This is a genomic window from Nibribacter ruber, assembly GCF_009913235.1.
GTDB lineage: Bacteria > Bacteroidota > Bacteroidia > Cytophagales > Hymenobacteraceae > Nibribacter > Nibribacter ruber.
In genome coordinates this window covers 2,155,701-2,179,757 of record NZ_CP047897.1, presented here as the reverse complement: position 1 = coordinate 2,179,757, position 24,057 = coordinate 2,155,701, and the positions used below count along the sequence as shown (strand labels likewise).

The 24,057-nt window shown below is 51.6% G+C and carries 15 protein-coding genes; 14 read left to right on the top strand and 1 reads right to left on the bottom strand.

Annotated features, from left to right (window positions below):
• Nucleotides 1–11: 11 nt before the first annotated feature.
• From GU926_RS09195 to GU926_RS09150, 10 genes are all read left to right on the top strand, one after another.
• Nucleotides 12–1,889: a RagB/SusD family nutrient uptake outer membrane protein gene (locus GU926_RS09195; protein WP_160691162.1), complete on the top strand. Its 1,878-nt coding sequence runs from the start codon at nucleotides 12–14 to the stop codon at nucleotides 1,887–1,889.
• Between the two features lie 57 nt (nucleotides 1,890–1,946).
• Nucleotides 1,947–3,755, top strand: a complete 1,809-nt coding sequence (locus tag GU926_RS09190; RefSeq protein ID WP_160691160.1) for a DUF5018 domain-containing protein — start codon at nucleotides 1,947–1,949, stop codon at nucleotides 3,753–3,755.
• A gap of 83 nt (nucleotides 3,756–3,838) precedes the next feature.
• Nucleotides 3,839–4,717: a hypothetical protein gene (locus GU926_RS09185; RefSeq protein WP_160691158.1), complete on the top strand. Its 879-nt coding sequence runs from the start codon at nucleotides 3,839–3,841 to the stop codon at nucleotides 4,715–4,717.
• A gap of 15 nt (nucleotides 4,718–4,732) precedes the next feature.
• Complete coding sequence (locus GU926_RS09180; protein ID WP_160691156.1) at nucleotides 4,733–5,875, top strand: glycoside hydrolase family 10 protein; 1,143 nt, start codon at nucleotides 4,733–4,735, stop codon at nucleotides 5,873–5,875.
• Between the two features lie 211 nt (nucleotides 5,876–6,086).
• On the top strand, nucleotides 6,087–7,262 hold the full coding sequence (locus GU926_RS09175; RefSeq protein WP_160691154.1) for a copper amine oxidase: 1,176 nt from the start codon (nucleotides 6,087–6,089) through the stop codon (nucleotides 7,260–7,262).
• A 32-nt stretch (nucleotides 7,263–7,294) separates the two neighbouring features.
• Nucleotides 7,295–8,428, top strand: coding sequence for an SGNH/GDSL hydrolase family protein (locus tag GU926_RS09170; protein WP_160691152.1), 1,134 nt, complete (start codon nucleotides 7,295–7,297; stop codon nucleotides 8,426–8,428).
• Between the two features lie 84 nt (nucleotides 8,429–8,512).
• Nucleotides 8,513–9,208 (top strand): SGNH/GDSL hydrolase family protein, encoded by a 696-nt coding sequence (locus tag GU926_RS09165; RefSeq protein WP_160691150.1) that lies wholly within the window; start codon nucleotides 8,513–8,515, stop codon nucleotides 9,206–9,208.
• Between the two features lie 86 nt (nucleotides 9,209–9,294).
• Nucleotides 9,295–11,511, top strand: a complete 2,217-nt coding sequence (locus tag GU926_RS09160; RefSeq protein ID WP_160691148.1) for a beta-N-acetylhexosaminidase — start codon at nucleotides 9,295–9,297, stop codon at nucleotides 11,509–11,511.
• 14 nt (nucleotides 11,512–11,525) lie between these two features.
• A complete protein-coding gene (locus tag GU926_RS09155) occupies nucleotides 11,526–13,382 on the top strand; it encodes a family 10 glycosylhydrolase (RefSeq protein WP_160691146.1) in 1,857 nt (618 codons plus the stop codon).
• Between the two features lie 72 nt (nucleotides 13,383–13,454).
• A complete protein-coding gene (locus GU926_RS09150; protein ID WP_160691144.1) occupies nucleotides 13,455–15,122 on the top strand; it encodes a phosphodiester glycosidase family protein in 1,668 nt (555 codons plus the stop codon).
• Nucleotides 15,123–15,244: 122 nt separating this feature from the next.
• Here GU926_RS09150 and GU926_RS09145 read toward each other — a convergent pair whose 3' ends face one another.
• Nucleotides 15,245–16,477: an ROK family transcriptional regulator gene (locus GU926_RS09145; protein ID WP_160691142.1), complete on the bottom strand. Its 1,233-nt coding sequence runs from the start codon at nucleotides 16,475–16,477 to the stop codon at nucleotides 15,245–15,247.
• Nucleotides 16,478–16,830: 353 nt separating this feature from the next.
• On the opposite strand from GU926_RS09145, the gene GU926_RS09140 reads away from it, so the two are divergent.
• The 4 genes from GU926_RS09140 (at nucleotide 16,831) to GU926_RS09125 (ending at nucleotide 23,905) form a co-directional block, all read left to right on the top strand.
• Nucleotides 16,831–17,961, top strand: coding sequence for a glycoside hydrolase family 10 protein (locus GU926_RS09140; protein ID WP_232058475.1), 1,131 nt, complete (start codon nucleotides 16,831–16,833; stop codon nucleotides 17,959–17,961).
• A gap of 71 nt (nucleotides 17,962–18,032) precedes the next feature.
• The gene (locus GU926_RS09135; protein ID WP_160691138.1) at nucleotides 18,033–20,291 is read left to right on the top strand and encodes a GH92 family glycosyl hydrolase; all 2,259 of its coding nucleotides are present in this window, start codon (nucleotides 18,033–18,035) and stop codon (nucleotides 20,289–20,291) included.
• Between the two features lie 261 nt (nucleotides 20,292–20,552).
• Nucleotides 20,553–22,442: an FAD-dependent oxidoreductase gene (locus tag GU926_RS09130; protein ID WP_160691136.1), complete on the top strand. Its 1,890-nt coding sequence runs from the start codon at nucleotides 20,553–20,555 to the stop codon at nucleotides 22,440–22,442.
• 101 nt (nucleotides 22,443–22,543) lie between these two features.
• Complete coding sequence (locus GU926_RS09125) at nucleotides 22,544–23,905, top strand: alpha amylase family protein (protein WP_160691134.1); 1,362 nt, start codon at nucleotides 22,544–22,546, stop codon at nucleotides 23,903–23,905.
• The last annotated feature ends 152 nt before the right edge of the window (nucleotides 23,906–24,057 follow it).

Below are 24,057 nucleotides of genomic sequence, written 5' to 3'. Positions count from 1 at the left end.
TCAGATTGAAAATGAAAAATATACTAAAAAAGCTGTTTAAGGCGAAAGTAATAGTTTGTGCCCTGGGCTTGGTAACCTTGAGTGGTTGCGATGACTACCTGGAGCGCGAGCCCATGAGTGACTACCTGTCTTCAAACTTTTATAACAATGAAGGGGCTATAAAACAAGGAGCCAATGGCGTGTACCAACGGTTAAAAATGAACCATGGCAGCACCAGCAACATCCCGTTCTCCATCTTGTGGGACATGTACACGCCCTTCGGTATTGAGCGGGCAGACAACAGTTCTGTGGGCGTGGGCAACATTGACCTGAGAACCAACTTCTCCAATGAACTGCTGTGGTCTACCTTGTATACGTCGGTGGCCAGGGCCAATAGCGTACTAGACGGAGCCGCTCCTTTTTACGGCGAGTTGAATGACAATGCCAAGAGATACCTGGCAGAGATCAAGGTGCTGAGGGCGCACTTCTACATCCAGTTGGTGTCTATTTACGGCGATGTGCCTTACTTCCCTAAGTCTGTGACCTCAGAACAACTGACGAATGTGAACAGAACGCCTTGGAATGAAGTGGTAGACGCTATCATTACAGATCTGGATGACGCCTCTACTAATCTGCCCTGGACGGCCACCGAGTGGGGAAGAGTAGACAAATCTGTGGCCCAGGGCTTGAAAGCGCGCATTGCGCTGTATGCCGGCTCATGGCACAAGTTTGGCTACGGCATGGATGCTGAAAAGAACCCTGCGCAGGCTGAGAAATACTTTAGAATCTCTGCCGCGGCTGCAAAAAAAATAATGGATGAGGGTGGAAAGGGCCTGGCCAACAACTACAATGACTTGTTTACCCGCGTGGGACAGATGAAACCAGATGCCAAGCGCGAGAACATGTTCTTCATGATGTTCTCAGACTTCGGGGACAAGAGCTCCCAGTACATGTCTCTGGGAGAGCAGGTGCGTATGATTGGCCAAAGCGGTCGTTTCCCTACGCAGCAGTTGGTAGACACTTATGAGACGTCTAACGGCAAGCGTATTGACGAGGCAGGTTCTGGCTATGATCCTAAAAAACCGTTTGAGAACAGAGACCCTCGCTTAAAATACACCATCTACACGCACCATGACACCATCATAGGCAACACCGGTAGCAATAAGATGAAGTTCTTGATGGAGGTATACAAGCCGCAGACCAAATCTTGGGATGAGAACGGCAACCTGAAAATGATTGACAACAAAGACTACACCGGTTCTGTGGCCCAGTACGGCTACGTGCAAAGCGGCGTGGGCTTTGCCTGGAGAAAATACAACCACTTTGATGATGAGAGCAGCGCCTTGCCTACCTATAACATCATCTTAATGCGCTACGCTGAGATTCTGCTTACCTACGCTGAGGCCAAAATTGAACTAGGCGAGATTGACGCCACCGTGGTGAACGCCATTGACCAGGTGAGAGCGAGAGTGGGCATGCCCGGTATCTTGACTTCTGATCCCGGCAGAACTGGAAACCAACTTAAGATGCGCCAGATTGTGCGTCGTGAGCGTAAGGTGGAATTGGCCAAAGAGTCTCTTCATTTCTTTGACATGCGGCGCTGGAGAATTGGCGGTCTGCAAAATGCAGAACCAACCTACGGCTATCCATTGGCCACGGGGGTGAATGCTTCTCAGGGCATTTATCCAGATGGGTATGATCAGGCTACGCCAGACATGGTGCCTTCTTTTGGAGCAGGCGGTTCAGAAAGAGACATCAATGACATTGCCAGTTACCAGGCCTATGCCAGCAAGCTCAGAACCCGTGACAGAGACCGCAAATGGAACGACATGTTCTATCTGTGGCCCATTCCGCAGACGGAGCGCAACAAGGCGCCTTGGCTCACTCAAAACAAAGGTTACGGTTTATAAAAGCAACCTGGCTGGAGGTTAATATCTCCTTCGGCTACATTAAAACTTCATCATCATATGAAAAAGATAATGTTTCTTAAATGGCAGGGTGCTCTTATGGCGCTGCTGTTGTTGGTAATGACCGCTTGTACCGAAGACGACTTGTCCAGGGACTATGAGTCTGTACGCGTGGTAGGCGTAAAAATCAACAATGAACTGTTTACCCCAGGATACGGTGCAGGCAACGTGGTAACGGTCATGTTGCCCGGCGGCAAAGATCTGTCTAATGCCAAGTTGCAATTGTTAGTGGCCAACGGGGAAGTAGTTGGTTTTGAGAACAATGCCCGCTATGACTTGAGAAAACCCATGGCCCTTAAATTACAAGGTTCCAACGGTGAAGCTTCTGACGTAGTACTCAAGGTGCAGTCGCCGCCTACGCTTTCTTCTTTCATCATTGAGGGTCTGAACGTAGAGAAAAAGGATATATACCTGGGCGCCAGTTCCTTGATTGTGCAAGTACCCAAAGGGACAGATCTATCCGCTCTCAAAGTGACCATGGAGTTTGTGAACGGGACCCTGGTAGGCTTTACAAATGGCGCAGCCGTAGATTATTCTGGGGGCAAGAAGACGTTCAGCTTGAGAGGAGTAGACGGCGAAACCTTGTACCCTTATGACCTGATCATCACCACAGAGCAAGTGGGACCGGCATCCGTGAAGGCCATGACCATCAATGGCGTTCCTACAGATTCTGTGGTGCTGCAAGCTCCTTCTACGTTAATCCCATACGTGACCGGCTTGACTAACTTCACCTCTGCCAACGTGGTATTAGAGACCGGCTTTGGAAACAGCATAGACCCAGCGTTCACGGGTCAGGGGCTAAACCTTTTGGCGGGTACTTCCAAAGTGAAGATCACTGGTACAGATGGCATCGTGAAGGAGTTTACCATTGGTAAACCGCAGTTGTCCATAAAGCCTTTGTTCACGAAAGAGTATGCTAGCTTCGGGTTTGGCGCCAATGACTTGAACAGCGTTGGGTTTAGCGGAAATTACCTGGTAGTGCCTAACTATTCTGCGGTGGCACCAACGGTGGTGGGGCCTAACTACTATGACTTCTCGGGCCAGCAGGTAGGAGTTTTGGATAAAACGGGAACTGTCATTGTGCACAGCCTTAGAAAATTGGCCACCGATGACAACGGGGTAATCCTGGGCGTGCCACTGGGTATCAATGATGCGGAGAACACCATTTACCGCTGGAACAGCGTGACCGCCTCGCCAGAACCATACATCAAATACTCTAAGACTTCGCTGGGCCTCAGCTACGTGCCAAGGTCTGCCGGTATCAACGTGTCGGGTAGCTTGGACGGTAATGCCACCATTACCGTGGGCATGGCTCAAAAGACGGATATTTTCGTTTGGACGGTGACGGGTGGCGTGCTCAACCCAACGCCAACCCGCTATGACTTCCCGTATTCTGGTGCTGGCTTCTACTACGGCATTGAACCGCTTCCAGCGCCCATGACAGGCTACGTGGGTGCTGCCACTGGCAACAACCTGAACGGCATCATCTCCCTGAGCAACACCATGGCAGAGCTGCACAAGCAAACCGGCATTGTGGCTACAGACTGTAAGGTGAAAGTGCACAATGGCCGTACCTATCTGGCTTATACGGCGTACGTGACGGGCAAAGGAGCGTATATGCGGGTTTGTGACATCACAGACGGACAGCCAGCTTCTTACCAGAACCCCATCATGAATTCCCTCATGCCGTCTACGGCCGCCAATGCCAACAATACCATGGATGCCGACATGGCCGTTGTCAATGGTAAGTTGCACGCCGCGTTTGTGTGCACCAATATTGGCATGCGTCTGTATAAACTAGAAAAGTAAACCTTTAATCACTTGGGTGAGCGCTTCCCTCTTAAAAAGAGATAGGCGTCCACCCAAGTGATTTTTTTTATTCCCATACCCTCATGAAATTATTTCTCTCCATCATGGCGGCGGTATGCATTTGCTTTTGGGCATGCAGCAGCCAGGACCCAGCACCCACAGACAAAGCAACAGAAGACCCCATTACTACCTTCTTTCCCAATGAGGTGAGACCCGCCGTGAGCTCGCCTTGCTTTGCCGGGGCCTATTACCGCAAAGTGATGTCCAGCAAGGACGTCTGGCTGGGCATAACGGGCAAAGTGGTGCTACCGTCCATTACCTTTGACCCAGAAAGAAAGAACCCGGCCAAACCGCAGCAGTATTTAGACAATCCGTCTGTGTACATGGGCGGCAACATGGGAGGTCAGGAAACGGACATTGGGCTAACCTGGGAAGTCATCAGAGATGCCAACGGCAATGTGACCCAAGATAGGAGAGCGTTCAGGCCGTTTCTGCGCCGTACCTCTCATCCCAGCGGCCAGGTGGCCCTGTATGAAAATGCACCCGCAGAAGCTGGTTATTACTGGTACCCCGGCGAGGAAGTGACCATGTCTGTGCAGATCATAGGCGCTGGTAAACTGAAATTGACCATTGAAGGGGCCGGTAAAAAATATGAGAAGGAGTTTGCCGCCGCCGGCTACAACCAAGGCAGCCTGGGCGACTTTAAGCGCGTGAACGCCATTGACCAGGTAGCCAATGAAGGCAAGCCGGCGCAAGCCACTAAAACCAAAGTGGAGAATGCTATCTGGAAGAGCACCAGCCTGTACCGTTTATGGGAAAGCAAAATAGTAGAAGTGCCTATGCACAGCAAGCGGTTCACTGATATGCGCTGCCCTAACGTGAGCTACTTCAAAATCATAGCGTCTGAGGATGAGCGGAAAGTAGGAGGAGAGGCCATTAACATTAACGGGGCCGGGTACTAGCCTGTGCCATTACATATGAAGACTAGCTTCCTAAAACTATTGTGTCTGCTGCTTGCTTTTTTCTCTGTGAGCAGCTGCTCTGCCAAGGCAGAAGAGGAGCCTGCCCCTGCGCCAGTGAAAAAAGAACGGTTCTCAGGAGTTTGGATCACCAACGTGGCCAGCAACGCCTTGGACTCCAGAGAGAACATACGGCAGGCTGTTGCTTTGTGTGAACAATACGGCATCAACAACATCTTCATGGTGGTCTGGAACCGTGGCAGAACGCTGTACCCCAGCCAAGTCATGCAGAGTACGTTTGGCGTGCGCATTGCGGATAAGTTTGCCGGCCGTGATCCCTTAGCAGAAATGATAGAGGAGGCGCACAAGAAGAACATAAAGGTGCATGCCTGGTTTGAGTATGGCTTTGCGGCTTCCAACAATGAGAACGGAGGCCTTATCCTGCAGACCAAACCAGAATGGGCGGCCAAAGACGCCAGCGGAAACCTCCTCAAAAAGAACGGCTTTGAGTGGATGAACGCGTTTCACCCAGAGGTACAGGCATTCATGACCTCCTTGGTGACAGAAGTAGTGAGTAACTACGCCGTGGACGGCGTACAGGGAGATGACCGGTTGCCGGCACTGCCTTCTACTGGTGGCTATGATGACTACACAGTAAACCTATACAAGTCTCAGCACAACAACGCCACTCCGCCTTCTAATTACAAAGAGGCCGCTTGGGTTACCTGGCGTACCAACCTCTTAACTGATTATTTAGGCTCCTTATACGCGGCCGTAAAGAAAATCAAACCCAACGTAATTGTTTCTACGGCACCAAGCATCTACCCCTGGGCCAAAGAAGAATATCTGCAAGACTGGCCCGTCTGGTTGAACAAAGGCTATACTGACATGGTCTTGCCCCAACACTACCGCTATGACATCACCGCGTACCAGGCAGTGCTTAAGCAGCAGTTGAGTTTCCTGGAACCACAGCACCGCAGTAAGTTCTTTCCGGGCGTACTCATCCAGAATGCAGACTATAACCCGTCTCCAGAATTTTTAAGCCAGATGGTAGCCGAGAACAGAAGACAAGGCATCACCGGTGAGAGCTTCTGGTTCTTTGAAGGCATCAAAAAATTCCCTGAATTCTTTGCCGCATATAAGCAGCAAGTCGCTCAGTAGAGACCGTATCACTAATTATTAAGATGATCCTCCGTTTTTGGCTTGTTTCCTAGAAAACAAGCCAAAAACGGAGGATTTTTCATGTTTAGAATAAGATAAATAAATTATCGTTACATTTTAATAATATTTAATAATTGTTCTTATATTTAAAACAGTATTAAAATGTGGGCAATATTTGAATGAATGTAGCCTCTACGATCTACCCATTTCTATGAAGAAGATTCCCCTGCTCCTGTTATCTCTCTGTTTCGCAAAAACAATTTCTGCCCAGACCTTAGATGCCCAGCTAACACAAGCCATCCTGCAAAGTAAGCAGGGGGCAGTGGTAGAATTGCCAGGCTTCTTGAAGCAGAAGTTTACCTCTATTGAATACCAGAAGATTGTTGCGCCCGGTCCCCAGTACCTCATTTCAGATGACCCAGAATACATACGCGTGCCCGAAGCCATTGCTTTTCAAGAGCCAGTACAGCCTGGTGCGGTGCGCTTATATGTGTACAATGTGAACGGCATCAAAGAGCTAGAGAAAATTGACCGGAAGATTACGGCGGTCATCAAGAATACGGGCACGGCAGACATGCACATCCGCATGCTCAAGTACTCTTCACAGGCCCCTACCACCAATTATTTTAAAGCTGGTAAAGAAGGCCTGGCAGATTATTTCGCCTCAAAGCCAGAAAGCAAAGTACGCACGGTAAAGCCCGGCCAATCCATTGCCCTGGACGAGCGCCTGGAGAAAAACGTGGTGAAGTATGATGAGCTGGTGCACGGCTTCTATGAGTTTGTCATTGACCAGCCCGGCCAGGTGGCAGTGCTGCAAACCGATCTAAAAACCTCAGGTCCGGCAGCATTTGCCAGAATCAAGGACGTGCTGCCTCCTAAAAGTAAAAGCGGGGCCGGCCGCGGCGTGTTTGGCGTGAGCAATTACCGCATTATTACGCAGGGCGTGCTAGACACCAAAAACGGAGCCAGCGAGATTATCATCGCCGATGGCAAGAAAGACCCCTGGGTGCAGGGCCGTGAAAGCAGCCGAAACGAGGTTGCCACTTTGGCCGGTAACTACGGGGTGATGTACGAGGTGGAAATGAAATGGAAAAGCTCAGACGGCAAAGGCCTGGCCTTGGTCACCTACAACTCCCGCGCAGAAGACAACCAGTGGTGCGGGGGCATGGCGGCTGCCATAGTCATGAGCAAGGGCAAGTTTGACGCCGGCATCATTCAATTGCCCAGTGACCGCCTCAATACCAAAAAAGACCCTGAGGCGATTGTGATTCAGGTGTTTCCGCCGGCTCCCAACGGCGAAGAGCAGACCATCAGGTTCACGTATTCTCCGCCCGGCGCCTCCTGCCTGCCAACACCCCTCATTTTTGTACCCATTGATATGCAATAGGCCTATTTCTGTGCCTTTCAATTACGTGTTGTATGCCCTCTAAGCGTTCTAACCTTTTGCCCTGGCTCATGGGCGTTCTGTTGTTCATTTTCTTCGCCACAGAAGGAAAACAAATGCGAGCTGCTCAAAATAGCCCAGACACTATTGCTGGAGACGGCTGGGAATGGCATGCGGTACAGGAGTTTGGCGTGCGGGGATTAGGATGGCCAGAACTGGAGGAGACCTTTACCCGGCTTCCGGCAGCAGCCAAAGGACAGGTTACCGATGAGGTTTGGAAACTGAGCCAACATTCGGCCGGTGTGCACGTGGTGTTTTCCTCTAACTCAAAGAAGTTGAAAGTGAAGTGGAGTGTGCGCGGCAATAATAGCTTTAACCACATGGCGCCCACCGTGGTGAAAGGCGTTGATCTGTACGCGCTTGGAGCCAAAGGCTGGCAATGGGTGGGCGTAGGGAAGCCCACTGGCAAGAAGAATGAAGCAGAACTGGTGGTCAACCCAGTGGCTCAGGATAGAAAATTCCTCTTGTATTTACCCTTGTATGACGGGGTAGACTCCGTTTCAATCGGCGTTGAAGACGGGGCCACTATCAAACGGGTAGAAAAAAACACCCAGAAACCTATTGTGTTTTATGGTACCTCCATCACGCAGGGAGCGTGCGCCTCACGGCCCGGTATGGCGTATCCGGCATTGGTGGGCCGTCAACTAAACCGGGAGACCATCAATCTGGGCTTTTCTGGCAATGGTAAGATGGAGCCAGCCATGGGAAAACTGCTCACCGACCTGAATCCTGCCTTGTACGTGATAGACTGCCTGCCCAACCTTAAGCCCGAGGAGGTGCTTCCTAAGACATTGGCCCTGGTGAAAACCCTGCGTGAGCGTAACGCAAAAGCCCCCATTCTGCTAGTAGAAAACATTCCCTACGCCCATGAGTGGGTAGACCTGCACGTGGCCGGTTTGGTGAGCCAAAAGAACAAGCGTTTACAAGAAGCCTACGCTCAGTTAAAGAAGGAGGGTATTTCGCGGCTGTATTACCTGTCCAACAAAAACCTGGTGCCCGCCAACGGAGAGGGCACCGTAGACGGCATTCACCTGACAGATTTGGGCTTTACTCAATTAAGCAAAACAATGGCCAAGGAAATAAAGACCATCCTGGCGCGCGCTAAATAAGATTACTCATTCTGGGCTGTGTCGTTTTTGGCCTGATTTCTTGAAAACAAGCCAAAAACGACACAGCCATTGAATTACTCAAGCATGAACCTCCTTCATACCATGACCAAGCATTCTCTTTCTACTCTCTGGTTGTTCTTATTGCTGTTTCTGGTATTGCCGCCGGTACTGGCGCAGAAGCCAGATAACCCGGCGCTCTGGGAAAAAGAGATTCAGACCTTTGAGAAAAGCGATAGCCTGCAGATGCCCGCCCCCGGGGGGATTGTGTTTACGGGCAGCTCGTCTATAAGAGGTTGGCGCACACTCCCTGCAGACTTTCCGGGATACCCCATTATCCTGCGGGGCTTTGGCGGCTCGCGCCTAGGAGACGCCACCTTCTACTTTGACCGGATTGTGAAAAAATACCAACCCAAACAGGTATTTCTGTACTCTGGAGACAATGACATTGCCAGCGGCAAGACGGCAGACATGACGTTTGCCCAGTTCAAAGTCTTCGCCAAAAAGATGAAAAAGGAATTGCCAGAGGCAGAACTGGTGTACCTTTCCATCAAGCCCAGTTTATCCAGATGGGAGATGTACCCGGCCATGCAGGACGCCAACAAAAAAATCAAGCGGTATGCCTTCTGGCACCGCAAGGTAAAGTTTGTAGACGTGGGCACAGGTATGTTAGGCGCAGACGGCAAACCTAAACCAGAGTTGTTCATTGGCGACGGGTTGCACATGACCCCTGCCGGATATGCGCTCTGGAATCAGATCATTGAGCCCCATCTCCAAAAATAGGCGTCATGAGGAACGCCTGGCGTAAATTATATACACTTATCCTTTTCGTCTGTGTAGGGCTGGCATTTGGAGCCTGCACCACCGCCATGCAGGCAAAGCAAGAGGCGGTGGTGAGGTCTAGCGAGGGCCTTATTCCCATGCCCCAGCACTTGCAACAGCTGCCCGGTACGTTTACTTTATCTGCTTCTACCATCCTGGAGGTTAAAAACAACTCGCCAGAAGAACGGCAGGTAGCGACCTTCCTCTCACAATCATTTAAAGAAACGGTGGGGAGTTCTCTGGCAGTAAAGACGAAAGGCAAGCCTGTTGAAGGTGCCATCTCGCTGACCATTGATTCTACGCTCGCCCTGGGTCAGGAAGGGTACCAACTCACCATTCAACCTACCGGCATTGTTTGTAGCGCCAAAACCCAGGGGGGACTCTTTTGGGCAGTGCAAACCCTGAGGCAGTTGGTAGCCTTGCAACCAGTCCATGGAGTTTCAAAAAAGGTTCTCTTGCCTTCTTTGGCCATTACAGATGAGCCTGCCTACGCTTGGCGAGGCCTTTTGCTAGACGTAAGCCGGCATTTCATGAGCAAGGAGTTTATCAAACGCTACTTGGACCTACTGTCTTTCTACAAGTTAAATATTCTGCACCTGCATCTTTCAGATGACCAAGGGTGGAGGTTGCCAATTCCTGGATACTCACGGCTTACCCAGGTAGGGGCCTGGCGCAAGGAAGAAGACGGTAGCACCCATGGCGGCTTTTATATGGCCACCGAGGTGCAGGAACTAGTGGCTTATGCACAAAGCAGAAACATTACAATTATTCCGGAGATAGATGTGCCCGGGCATGTGCAGGCAGCCTTGGCGGCCTATCCAGAGTTATCCTGTACCGGTGGGCCTTTCCAGGTTTCTAACAAAGCAGGAGTGCACTCAGATATTCTCTGCGCCGGAAACGAACAGACATATACGTTTTTAACCAGCGTTTTTCAGGAGGTGGCGCGCTTGTTCCCGGGGCAATACGTGCACGTGGGTGGGGATGAGGCCCCCAAAACCAGATGGAGGTCTTGTCCAAAATGCCAAGAGCGCATGAAGGCAGAAGGCCTACCCGATGAGGAGGCCTTGCAGGCATACTTCACCCGTCGCGTGGCCGCCATAGTAGCGCCTCTTGGTAAAAAGGTCATTGTCTGGGATGAAGCCTTGAAAGGAGGCATTGCGTCTGGAACCTTGGTACAGTCCTGGCACGGGGCTGGAGCCGTGCGGGAGGCTACCCGCCAGCACGGGCAGGTAATTGTATCACCGCGCAGTAGCTTTTACCTGGACCTTAACAGCGGCATTACACCCCTGGAAAAAGTGTACAATACGCCCTTGGTGCCTACGGGGCTTTCTGTGCAGCAGGAGAACCTTATAAAAGGCGCTGAGGCGGCGCTCTGGACAGAAACCATTCCCCAGGAAAAGGTAGATGCCATGGTATTCCCCAGGTTGTTGGCCTTTTCAGAGAACCTCTGGCGGCACCAGAACAAACCCACTTTTGACAATTTCAGCAACCGGTTAAATGCCCATTATTCTGTCCTGGAAAAGCAAGGAGTGACCTATGGTTTTGAAACATGGCCGGTCACCGTGCTGCCTGCCTACATTCCCGCCACAGGAGCATTCGCGGTAAGGTTGCAGGCGGGGCTGCCGTCCACAGAACTGCGCTATACCCTAGACAATTCTCTTCCTTCTTATGCCTCAGCTTTATATACCGGTAAGGCCATCGGTTTCACTTCCTCGGTAACGCTAAAAGTAACGCCCTTTAAAAATGGGAAGCCTTACAGCGAGCCCGTAGAAGCAGTTTTTGTCAAACACAAGGCAGTATACAAAGAGCCGAAGCTTACGCACCCATTCCATGGTTCTTACCAAGGCAGCGGGGCCATGGCGCTCACTGACGGGATTTTGGGCGATGCAGATTATCGCAAAGGTTTCTGGCAGGGATTTGAGAAGCAAGACCTGGAGGCGATCCTGGACTTAGGCCAGGAGCAGACGGTTACAAAAGTCACCACTCGGTTTTTGCAGGACGCCAATTCCTGGATTTTCCTGCCCACCAGGGTAGAAGTCTGGGTGGCGGGTAGCAACCAGAAATACGCAAAGGCGGGAGTGCTGTCGCACCTAGTGCCCCTAACCCTGGAGAAGCCTGTCATCCAATCGTTCACCCAAGCCTTGGATGAAACTCCTGTGCGCTATGTTAAGGTGATCGCTAAAAATATAGGAGTCTGCCCACCGGGACACCCTGGCGCAGGCGGTTCGGCGTTTCTGATGGCAGACGAAATCATTGTTCACTAATACCTTTTGTAGAGATGAAAAAGATTGGTTTACTCATAAGTCTTTTCCTGATTTTGCTTCTTATGACCCAAGTGAGGGCGCAGGAGTTGAGAGGCACCTGGATGGCACGCTCCTCTTTCAGCAGCAAAGCCAAAATAGCCTCGCAAATGGATAGCCTGGCCGCCGCCAATTTTAACGTGGTCTATGTGAACGTGTGGAGCAGAGGCTACCCGCTGTGGCAGAGTGAGGTGTTCAGGCAGCATACAGGCATTTCCATTGACCCGGCCTACACCGGCCGCGATATTCTGGCAGAGGCCATTGCCGAAGGCCACCGCGTGGGGCTGCACGTAGAGGCTTGGTTTGAGTACGGCTTTGTAGCCGGCTATGCGCCCTCTGGTACCACTTCTAAAGGACCTATTTTTGAGGCCCACCCTACTTGGGTGGCCCGAACCCAAACGGGGGTGGAGAAAGATGCCAGCAACTTCTACTGGATGGTGCACAGCAACCCAGAGGTACAGGAATTTCTGGTAAGCCTGGCCACTGAGATTGCCCAAAAGTATGACGTGGACGGCATTGAGATGGACCGCATCCGGTATTCCAGCAAAGACTACGGGTATGACCCGTTCACGGTAGACTTATACAAGAAGGAGCATAATGGGGCAGAGCCGCCAGTCAATGGGGCAGACTCCGCCTGGATGCGTTGGCGCGCAGATAAACTCAATCAGTTTGTGGCCCTGTTGTATGACAGGCTCAAGGCAGAAAATCCAAAGGTAAACGTGTCCAGTGCGCCCAGCCAGATGGGAACTTCTACCTACACCGCCTATGAGAATCTCTTGCAGGACTGGAAATGGTGGGTGAACAATGATAAAGTAGACAACCTGCAAATGCAGAGTTACACATCCAACATCAGTACGTATCAAAACTGGCTTACCTATACCAAAAACGCCGTCAGCAACTATCAAAGCATTTATCCTTCGTTTGCGGTAAACCCCGGAACTACTTCCCTTACGCCGGCAGAAGTGGTGGACTACTTAAACGTGAACACCTCCTTAGGTTTTAAAGGAGCAGCTCTGTGGTTCTATGACGATTTAGTGGGGAAGTTCAACTACCTGAAAAATTCCCGTTTTGCCACGCCCATGTACCCGCCATACGCCGCCCCAGACTGGCGGGAATACAAGGCCATTACCGCGGTGAGCAATACCCAGGATGCCGTCCGTACCGGTGCCTGGGCCGAGAGCAGCATGCTGGGTTACCAAGGGAAAAGCCTCTACGGTGGTCTGGAAGGAAGAGTTCTGCTGGATTACTTTGTGCAAGTGCCTGCCAACGCCTGGTATGAGGTATATGTATACAATGTGCCGGCTTCCAACAGAACCACGGCCGCTCCCTACATCGTGTACGACTATACCGGAGCCATAACTACCAAAACAGTAAACCAAACGCAACCTTTGCTGGCCGGCTGGAACAAGCTTAGTGACGCCTATCTCACGGCAGGCCGCCGCCAGGTGGTGCAACTGACTAATGACAACGTAGAGGCCGGCAAGTTGGTGAGCGCAGATGCCGTAATGATCATTCGTAACCGCCGGCTGGATGCTTCCCCCGCCCCGGGTCCCTTAGGAATAGAAGATGCGGTTTGGCAGCAGAAAGGTGGCTTAGGTCTCTATCCAAATCCTTCCACGGGCAACTTTACCATCACAGGACTAGACCAGGCAAAAAGAGTAGAAAACATCTTCTTGATGGATGCCGCCGGAAAGCTAATCAGACAGATTCAGGACAAGACACCAGATGCCATGGGTAGCCTGCAAGTGAACCTACCAGGAGTGAGGCCTGGCATCTATGTGCTGAAAGTGCAACAGGGTGCTCACCTGAAGACTCAAAAAATAGCCATCCGGTAGGTGCCTTGCGCTTTATCCTGCTCTCATTTTGCATGTCACTAAATCTTCCCCAACTCAACTAAAACCTATTCTATGCTAACATCTTTACCTCTTTTCAAAAGGCTCTCACTGGCAGGGTTGTTCCTGGTGGTCATGCAGCCCAGCTTCGGGCAGATGGTCTGGACCAAGCCCAGTGCGCTTAACGCAGGACTGCCCGCGTCTGTAGAAGTGTTTACCTCCACCACGCCTTTGGCCCCGGGAGTAGCCACCAAAGCCTATTATACGCTGGCAGACATCAAAGACCCTTCCCTTGAATTGAAAGCGGTGTATGGCGGTGGCACATCCTCTAAAACGCCTTCGCAGTACTTTGCCGCCGAGCAGCGCGAACCCGCCTATATGGCCATCAACGGCGGCTTCTTCGGGGGCAACGCTTCGTATAGTTACGTGGCACAGGAAGGAGCCGTATTGGTACCCAACATCAAAACCTTCAACCGTGATTTGAACGGTACTTCTACGGCATACTATCCCACACGCGGCGCTTTTGGGATAATGGCCAACAACATCCCAGACGTCACCTGGATTTATAGCGTAGACGCCGCCAATAAAACCTACAGTTACTCCGCGCCTAGCCCCAATAAGCTGGGAGAGGCGCCGCAACCGGTGCCCAGTGCCACATTCCCTTCCAATGGAGAAGAATGGAAACCTTTTGTGGGCATAGGCGGCTCGCCGGTGCTGGTCATGAACGGTGAGAAGAGAATCACTGACGCCGAGGAGATGATTGTCATTGACAACACCTCCCGCAGAGCCCGCACGGCCATTGGCTATACCGCTGATAAGAAGCTGATTTTATTGGTTATTGAAGGTGGCAATCTGGGTGTGGGCGAAGGTGCTACCTTAAGCGAGGTGGCAGATGTCATGATAAGCTTAGGCGCAGTGGAGGCCCTTAACCTGGACGGAGGCGGGTCTTCTTCCATGGTAGTGAAAGGCCAGACCACCATTAGGCCCTCAGATGGAACCGAAAGAGCCATGCCCACCGCGCTCATTTTAAAACAGCGCGCTCCTGAGGCCATTATTCTGGACACGGAGATGAGCGAGTCTTTCAAAACCTGGAACGGCAACTGGGGTGAGACGGGCAATGCAGGGTTTTACGGTACTTCCAAGGCCAGAATCATGGCTACCGGTACCGGTGATAAACGAGCCACGTACAAATTTGTGGGACTGGAGCCCGGCCGATATGAGATCAGCTCCTGGTGGGTGGCGTCCTCTAATAGAGCCAAAGACACGCCGTATACTATTTACCATGACGGAGTGGCACAGCCGGTTGTGAAGATGGACCAGTCTACCAACGGTTCAAAGTTCAATGCGGTAGGTACGTTTGAGCTGAGTGCCAATGACTCACTGGTAGTAACCAACCAGGCATCGGCTACGGCGGGCCAGGCTACTACCTACGTGACCATTGACGCGATCAGACTGCAAAAAGTAGGCGCCGTCACGGCCAGTTCCAAAGAGATGGCTTTGGCACAAGACGTAATCGCTTACCCAGTGCCCACCACCGGCAAACTGATGGTGACGTATCCAGAAGCGCTCAGACGCAAAGGCACAGTGCAGGTGCTGGGTTTGGCTGGTAATGCCGTTCTACCACAACAGACGCTTTCTAAAAACGTGGTGGAACTCAACCTGAAGGGTCTTGCCGCCGGCGTCTACCTGGTAGTGTTGGAGTCCCCGGAGGGAAAAGTAGTGAAGCGCGTATTGAAACAATAACGAGGCTTTCTGTAAACATCTGCGGTCCCGTTTTTGGTCTGTTTTCATGAAAACAGGCCAAAAACGGGACCGCAGATGTTGTAAGCATACTTCCTGACTCAACCAAGCCTGTCCAGGTGGGCCTATATATCTTCCAGGGCAAGCAGTCTGTTGCGGGCCAGTAGGCAGGCGCCAATCACCCCGGCTTGTTCCCCCAGGGCAGAAATTTTCAACTGGGTGTCATTGTTGACCAGGCTCAGCGAGTATTTTTTGATGGCGCTTTTGATAGGCAGCAAGATGAACTCGCCGGTGGTGGCCAGGCTGCCGCCCAAGATGACCAGTTCTGGATTAAAGATGTTGATGAGCAGCGCTATGCCTTTGCCTATGTTCTCGCCAATCTTGGAGATGAGTTCAATGGCCAGTACGTCATCATTGTTAATGGCATTGATGATGTCCTGCAGTTGCAGGTCCTCTGGATTGATGTTCTGCTTGGTGACCACTGTAGAGGCCCCCGCCTGCAGCTGGTCCTTGAACATTTCTATCAGGGCCCAGCCAGAGCCTTCGGTTTCCAGGCAGCCTTTCTTGCCGCACTTGCAGATGATTTCGTTCTGAAACAGGGGTATGTGGCCAAACTCCCCAGAGTACCCAGACTTGCCGTAGTACAACTGGCTGTTGATCATGATGCCCATGCCAATGCCGTAATCCAGGTTCAGGAACAGCACGTCCTTCTCATGTTTCACCACGCCAGAGCAGAACTCGCCGTAGGCCATGGCCCTGGAGTCATTCTCCAGAAACACGTTTATGCCCACCTTAGACTCAATGATCTTGCTCAAAGGATCTTCATGGAAATGGAAGAAGCTGTAGCTGTAGCCTTTCTTGTTGTTGACCCTGCCAGACAGGTTAATGCCTATGCCCAGAATCTTCTCCCTGGGCATGGTAAGCTCGTCTATGAAGGAATTGATGATCTGGCAGAGCTCATCCAGAGACTCCTGGTTGTTGGTGAGGCGGTAGGGATACTTTTCAAAACTGCTCACCAGGTTCTTCTGGAAGTCAATGATGCCAATGTTGATGTGAAACTTCTTGACGTCAATGCCCACGAAGAAACCAGAGTCTGGTGCCAAGCCATACAAGTTGGGCCGCCGGCCGCCAGTAGAATCTACCTTGCCGTAGTCTTTCACCAGGCCGTCCTGCATGAGGTCATTTAAGAGGCTGGTGATTTTAGGGATGCTCAGGTTCAGTTCCTTGCCCAACTCTGCAATAGTGGCATTGCCCGTAATGGCAAAATAAGAAATAATCTTCTTCTTCTGGTTCACATTACGGTAGGCAACCCCAGTAGGAAGGTCACTGCTTAGTTCAGCAAAAAAGTTAGTAGTCATCTTTTACGTGCGAAGAGTATAGGAGCAGCATTCCAAAACGAAGGTGCCCTAATCTCAAATTTATACATTTCTTACGTTCCATACTCCACATTCTGCTATATATTCCATTCGCCATACTACAGGCTTGTAGAGAGTAGAAAGTAAAATTACTTAATAAAATAAATTAAAAACTTAGGCCGGCTAGAGTATTTCGGCTACTTTAGGCTTTGCATTCTGTTGTAGAACAGAAAAGAGGGAGTAATCTTTTTCTCTTAATTACACTAAGGTACGGCTTGTTTACTTCTGTTTATATGGTTTCTAGGCTTCTCTCTTCCCAACTCAACAACACGCTTTGCGTCGTTTTCTTAAGCGCTTTGTTGCTCCTTACCCCTAGCTGTGCTAGTGTACAGCCTACCCAGAAGAGCGTAGGTAAAACCGGCGTACGAGGGGTGTGGCTTACCAACGTGGCCAGTGACGCGTTGTATTCCAGAGAGAACATCAAGGAAGCGGTGGAGCTGTGCCATGAGCTGGGGTTCAACACCATTTTTGTGGTGACCTTGAACAAAGCGCACACCCTTTACCCAAGTGAAGTCATGAAGGGCCTCACCGGCCACGCCATCATGCCTGAGTTTGCCGGCCGCGACCCGTTGCAGGAGCTCCTTGAAGAAGCGCATAAAAAAAACATCAAGGTTTTTGCCTGGTTTGAATTTGGCTTTGCCGCCTCCATGGGCGATTCTACCGGCGGTATTCTGCTACAGAAAAAGCCGCATTGGGCCTCTAAGGACAAGACCGGCAACATCACCACCAAAAATGACTTCCAGTGGATGAACTCGTTTCACCCAGAGGTACAGGCCTTTGTAAAGAGCCTGGTGCTGGAAGTGGTGCAGAAATATGACGTGGACGGTATTCAGGGAGACGACCGCCTGCCCGCGCTGCCCACCAACGGAGGCTATGATGACTACACCGTAAACCTGTACAAAAGCGAGCATAGCGGCAAGGCCCCACCCGCCCAGGAGAAAGACTATGAATGGGTGAAATGGCGCTCGGGTAAACTCAATCTGTTTCTTAAAGATTTGGTGACAACCATCCGGAAGGAAAAACCGCACATGATTGTCTCCATGGCTCCCAGCATTTACCCTTGGTCCGAAGAGAATTACCTGCAGGACTGGCCAGCCTGGCTCAACATGGGGTTGGTGGACCTGGTCATTCCGCAAGTCTACCGTTACGACTTTGCACCCTACCAGCGAGAAATGGACAAGATTCTGGAGCAGCAATTAGGTACTTTCAACCCGCAGGGCTTTTACCCGGGTGTTCTGTTGCAGGTAGACCAGTACACGGCCCCAGATTCTCTGCTTACCCAAATCATAGACTACAACCGGGGCCGCGGTATTCAGGGAGAGGTGTATTTTTTCTATGAGGGTATCAAAAAGCATAAGGAATTCTTCAAGAGAATGTACCCAGAGCCTCTGCCGTTTCCAAGCCTTAAAAACCAGGTGAAAAAGTAATCCATCATTCCGTTTTTGGCCAGTTTTCCAGAAAACAGGCCAAAAACGAATAGTCTACACTACAGTATAGCATGCAGATACACTCATTGAAAATAAGCGCATTGGGCGTGTTGGTAACCATGGGCCTGGTGGCTGGTTGCGCCCTGCAGAGACAAGGCGGGAACGACAAGGAAAAAACAGGGGTAGACGCAGTAGATCCGTTTATTGGAACGGGCGGTCACGGGCACACCTACCCCGGCGCCTCGGTACCGTTTGGCATGGTGCAGGCAAGTCCAGACAATGGCACTCAGGGTTGGGATTGGTGCTCAGGGTATCATTACTCAGACAGTCTCATTGCCGGGTTCAGTCAGACGCACCTGAGCGGTACGGGCATCGGGGATTTAGTGGATGTTTCCCTTATGCCGCAGTACGTGTCTGACCTACAGAAGAACCCCCGGCAGAAATTTTCGCATAAGAATGAGACGGCCACCCCGGGCTTGTATACCGTGCAGTTGGACAACCACATTGCCGTGGCGCTCACCACCACGGAGCGGGTGGCTTTGCACCAATATCAGTTTCCGGCAGACTCTGCCAAAGGTGTTATGCTGGACCTGGGCTTTGCCATCAATTGGGACAAACCCACAGAGACCAACCTCACCGTGGTGAATGACACCTTGGTGACCGGCCTCCGGAAGTCCAGCGGCTGGGCCCGGCAGCAGTGGGTGTATTTCGCTGCCGTCTTCTCAGAGCCCATTCAGAAAGTAGACGTATATGATAGTCTGCAAAAAGTCTCTGGAAGACAGATAAAGGGAAGAAAAGTCAAGGCCTTGTTCACGTTCAAAAAGGGCAAGGCGCCTTTGTTGGTGAAAGTGAGCATTTCCAGCGCGAGTGAGAAGGGGGCGTTGCAGAACATTCAGAAGGAACTGCCGGGTTGGGGCTTTACCCAAGTGGCGCAAAAGGCCAGAAAGCAGTGGACTTCTGAGATGGACAAGATTGAGGCTTCTTTCATAGAGCCGGGCATGAGTACCATCTTTTATTCGGCGCTGTACCACAGCGCATTGGCGCCCACCTTGTTCTCAGATGTGCAAGGTCAGTACAAAGGAGCCAAAGACTCTGTCACTACGGTGCCTTTTCAGCGGTACAGCACCTTCTCCCTCTGGGACACGTTCAGGGCGGCGCACCCGCTGTATACCATCACGCAGCAAGACCGGGTGCCAGACATGATGCACTCCCTGTTGCAAGGGTTCAAAGAACATAAGCTGTTGCCGGTTTGGGAGCTGTCTGGCAATGAAACCAACACCATGACCGGCTACCACGCCGTGCCTGTTCTGGCAGATGCGCTTTTAAAGGGCTTCCTTCCTGACAAGGCCGAGGAGATTTACGCCGCCATGGAAGCCAGCGCCGCCCAGAACGTGCGCGGCACCGACTTCTACCGCACCTACGGCTACATTCCGGCAGACAAAGACGGCTGGTCAGTGACCAAGACGCTGGAGTACGCTTATGATGACTGGTGCATTGCCCAAGTGGCCAAGAAGTTAGGTAAGCAAGCAGACTACCAGAAATACCTGAAACGTGCCGCCTCTTACCGCGCCCTCTTTGACAAGCAGATGCTTTTTATGCGGGGCAAGAAGGCAGACGGTTCGTGGGTAACGCCTTTTAATCCGTTCTACTCTGAGCACGGGTTTGAGGGGGCATACATTGAGGGCACCACCTGGCAGCACAGCTGGTTTGTACCACATGACGTGCAGGGGCTTATCAACCTGTTCGGCTCAGAAAGAGCCTTTGTACAGCACATAGATTCTACCTTCAATGCCTCTTCAAAGATGGAGGGGGAAAACGTGTCTCCGGACATTTCTGGTTTGATTGGCCAGTACGCCCACGGCAACGAGCCCAGCCACCACATTGCCTACCTGTACAACTATGCCGGTCAGCCCTGGAAAACCCAGGAGAAGGTAAGGCAGATCTTAACCACCATGTACAGCGCGCAGCCAGACGGGTTGGCGGGGAATGAAGACTGCGGTCAAATGAGTGCTTGGTACGTGTTCAGTGCAATGGGCTTTTATCCGGTAAACCCAGCAGATGGCAAGTATGTGCTGGGCAGTCCACTGGTGAAACAGGCAAAGATAAACGTGGGCAGGGGAAGGTATTTTGAGGTGGAAGCCAAAAACAACAACACCCAGAACAAATACATCCAGGCGGTTTCTTTGAACGGACAACCACTCCAGCGCTCCTACATTACGCACCAGGAGGTAATGGCCGGTGGTAAGTTGACCTTTACCATGGGCAGCCAACCCAACAAGACCTGGGCAAGCCAGGAGACGCAGCGGCCGCCCTCCATGACCGCCAAGTAAAAGGAGGGACACTTCATGCGCCGCCCGTCGTTTTTGGCTTGTTTTCTCAGAAACAGCCCAAAAACGACGGGTGGCTTTTTATTCCCTAAGAGGTTTTCTGGCAATGTTCATTCACCACAACCAAGCACAGGCAAGGCAATTGCTCAGTGGCATCAGGAAACTGTATAGATTTAATAAATAATAAAACTTAATAAAAAAAATTAATAATAGTTTGCGGTTATTAAAAAAGAGGAATAATTTAGAGGTGTACAAACTACCGCTATGCGACACTTCTTTTCCACTCTCCTCTCTGTGGTCCTTTTCCTCTGTTTAGGACTACTCTCTACCCAGGCGCAAACGCTTAAGACAGATTTGTTGATTATTGGTGGCGGTGCCAGCGGTACCACGGCTGGTATTCAGGCGGCCCGCATGGGAGTGAAGGTGGTCATTGTGGAAGAAACGCCTTGGCTGGGAGGCATGCTCACCTCGGCGGGAGTGTCTGCCATAGACGGTAACCATCAAATGCCCTCAGGCTTGTGGGGCGAGTTCAGGCAACAGCTCTACAACTACTACGGCGGGCCGGCAGCGGTAGAAACCGGCTGGGTGAGCAATACCCTGTTTGAGCCCAGCACCGGTAACCGCATCTTAAAAGAGCTGGTTGCCAAAGAAAAGAACCTGTCTGTAGTGTACAATACCGCGTGGCAAGACATAAAAAGACAAGGCAACGGTTGGAAGGTGACCGTGAAAACCGGGAAGAAGAGCCGTACCATTGAAGCCAAAATGCTGCTAGACGCCACCGAGTTAGGTGATGTCATGGCTCGTGCCGGTGCTAAATATGACATTGGTATGGACAGTCGCTCGGTAAGCGGTGAAGAATACGCCCCAGCACAGGCCAATGACATTGTACAGGATTTGACTTACGTGGTCATCTTAAAAGAATACCCCAAAGGACAGGACAAGACCATTAAAAAACCGGCCGGCTACAACCCCAAGGAGTTTGACTGCGCCTGTGACGTCTCTGACCCTGCCGCAGACGGCGGTCCCAACAACAACTGCCTGCAAATGATGGGTTACGGCAAGCTGCCCAACAACAAATACATGATCAACTGGCCTAAGTGCGGCAATGATATTTATATGAACATCATTGAGAAGACGCCGGCCCAGCGCGCAGAAGCCCTCAAGGAGGCCAAGCTGCACACGTTACGGTTTGTGTACTACCTGCAGACGGAGCTAGGGTTCAAGAACTTTGGCATAGCAGAAGATGAATTCCCAACGGCAGATAAATTGCCCATGATTCCGTACCACCGCGAGTCCAGAAGGCTGAAGGGCCTGGCCAAGCTGGCCGTGCACCACGTGGAAAAACCTTATGACCAGAAAGAAGCCTACTACCGCACCGGCGTGGCCGTGGGGGACTACACCATTGACCACCACCACCTCAAGAATCCGTCGGCGCCTAACATTGACTTTGTGAAGATAAAAGTGCCGTCTTACAACGTGCCGCTGGGTTCGCTCATTCCGCAGGGAGTGGATGGGTTGATTGTGGCCGAGAAGAGCATTAGCGTGACCAACATTGTAAACGGGGCCACCCGTCTGCAACCGGTGGTGCTGGGCTTAGGCCAGGCAGCCGGCGCCTTGGCAGCGGTGAGCCTCCAGAAGAACGTGCAGCCAAGAGAGGTGAACATCAGAGACGTGCAGCAGGCCTTGCTGTCTTCCAATGCCTACATCATGCCGTTCATAGACGTGAAGCCGCAAGATGCGCATTTTGCCGCTTTGCAGCGCATAGGGGCCACGGGCATTCTAAAAGGCACCGGCATTGCTTACAAGTGGGCCAACCAGACTTGGTTCTACCCAGAGTACCCCGCCAGCGAACATGACGTGGTGTCTGGCCTTAAAACCTATTACCCGCAACTGAAAACCACCCAGGCCTCCGGCGCTAAAATCACGCTCAAGTATCTAACCGAAGTACTGGCCACCATCAACCCGGCTCTTACCTACCAGAAAGTGGCCGCAGACTGGAGCCAGTTAAAATTGAACACCCCGGCTTCTGAAGGATTAGAGCTGACCAGATGCCAGGCCGCCGTGATTCTAGACCATTTCCTGAACCCGTTTGCGCTTCCCATTGATTTTAACGGGCAGCTAACGCAGCAGGCAGCCGCGCTGGGCTCAAAGTAAATCTTCGTTTTTGGGCTGTTTTCTAAAAAAACAGCCCAAAAACGGCCATCTGCTGACTTGTCCATGAACCCATTGAATACCTACTTCCCCTACACGCATTCATGAAGAAATCCATCTTAATTGGCGCCCTACTGGTAACCGCAAGTGCCCTGAGCATGTGCGGCCGTCCGGTCACTACGGCCACGCAAAGCTCTGCCTCAACTATGGGCGGGTTCAAGAACCGCAACCTGCTGTACTTTGACGCCACGGCCAATTTCAAGCGCTTCTCGTTTCAAGACTCCATTGCCTACTACCTCAAAAAGTCTAAAGACGCAGGCGTGACCGATGTGGTGGTGGATGTGAAACCCATCTCAGGCGAGGTACTATACCCCAGCAAACTGGCGCCGGTCATGAACGAGTGGGCGGGCTTCACCAAAACCGAGAAGTTTGATCTGTTGACGGCCTTTATTGAGCAGGCGCACAAACTGGGCATGACGGTACACGCGTCTACCAATATTTTCGTGGCGGGCCATAACCACTTCAACCGCGGGCCGGTGTATGCAGACCCAGCCAAGAAAGACTGGCAGTCGTTGAACTATACTGCCCAGGGTATGACGCCTATCACCCAGATTAAGACCAAGTACTCGGCCATGGTGAACCCCGCGTTGCCGGCCGTGCAGCAGTATGAGATGGGCATTCTCAAAGAGCTCATCACCCTGTACCCCAAGCTGGACGGCATCATCCTGGACCGCGTGCGCTATGACGGCATAGAGGCTGATTTCTCAGCGGCTTCCAGAAAGATGTTTGAGCAGTACATTGGTAAGCCCGTAGCCAACTTCCCCGCAGACATTTACACCTATTCCAAAGACGCCAAAACCCCAGAGGGCAAGGCCGAGCGCGTGCCGGGCCCTTTATACAAGCAATGGATTGAGTGGCGCGCCAAAGTGATTCATGACTTTGTGTACGCCGCCCGCCAAGAGCTGAAGGCCATTAACCCTAAACTCATCTTCGGGGATTACACCGGTTCCTGGTACCCTACTTATTATGAGGTGGGCGTGAACTGGGCCAGCAAGGAATATGACCCGTCACAGACCTACAGCTGGGCCACACCCAATTACAAGAACTTCGGCTACGCCGAGGCCCTGGACTTGTACACCACCGGCAGCTACTACTTTGAGGTAGAGAAGAAAGAAGCCAAAACCATTAACGTGACCACGGTCAACCGCACCGAGGCCGGCCAAAACAAAGGCACTGAGGACTGGTACACCGTGGAGGGTTCTGCGGAGATGGCCATGAACATTGTGAAAGGCAAAGCCCCCGTGTATGCCGGGGTATATGTAGACCAGTACAAAGGGCATCCAGAGCAGTTTGTGAAAGCCCTGAAGATGTGCCGCGCCAAGTCAGACGGGGCCATGGTCTTTGACATTGTGCACGTGATCAATGAAGGCTGGTGGAATGAACTGAAACGCGGCCTAACGGAATAACTGTTTTTGGCCTGTTTTCCAGAAAAGAGACCAAAAACGGAAGAACTTTTTTGTAGCATATTTCCCATTGATTGTCATCCCTGCCCAGAAGCATCTGGCCAACAGCGGGCGCTCTCCACACATGGCGCTATTGTTAGCCAGGGCCGGGCAGG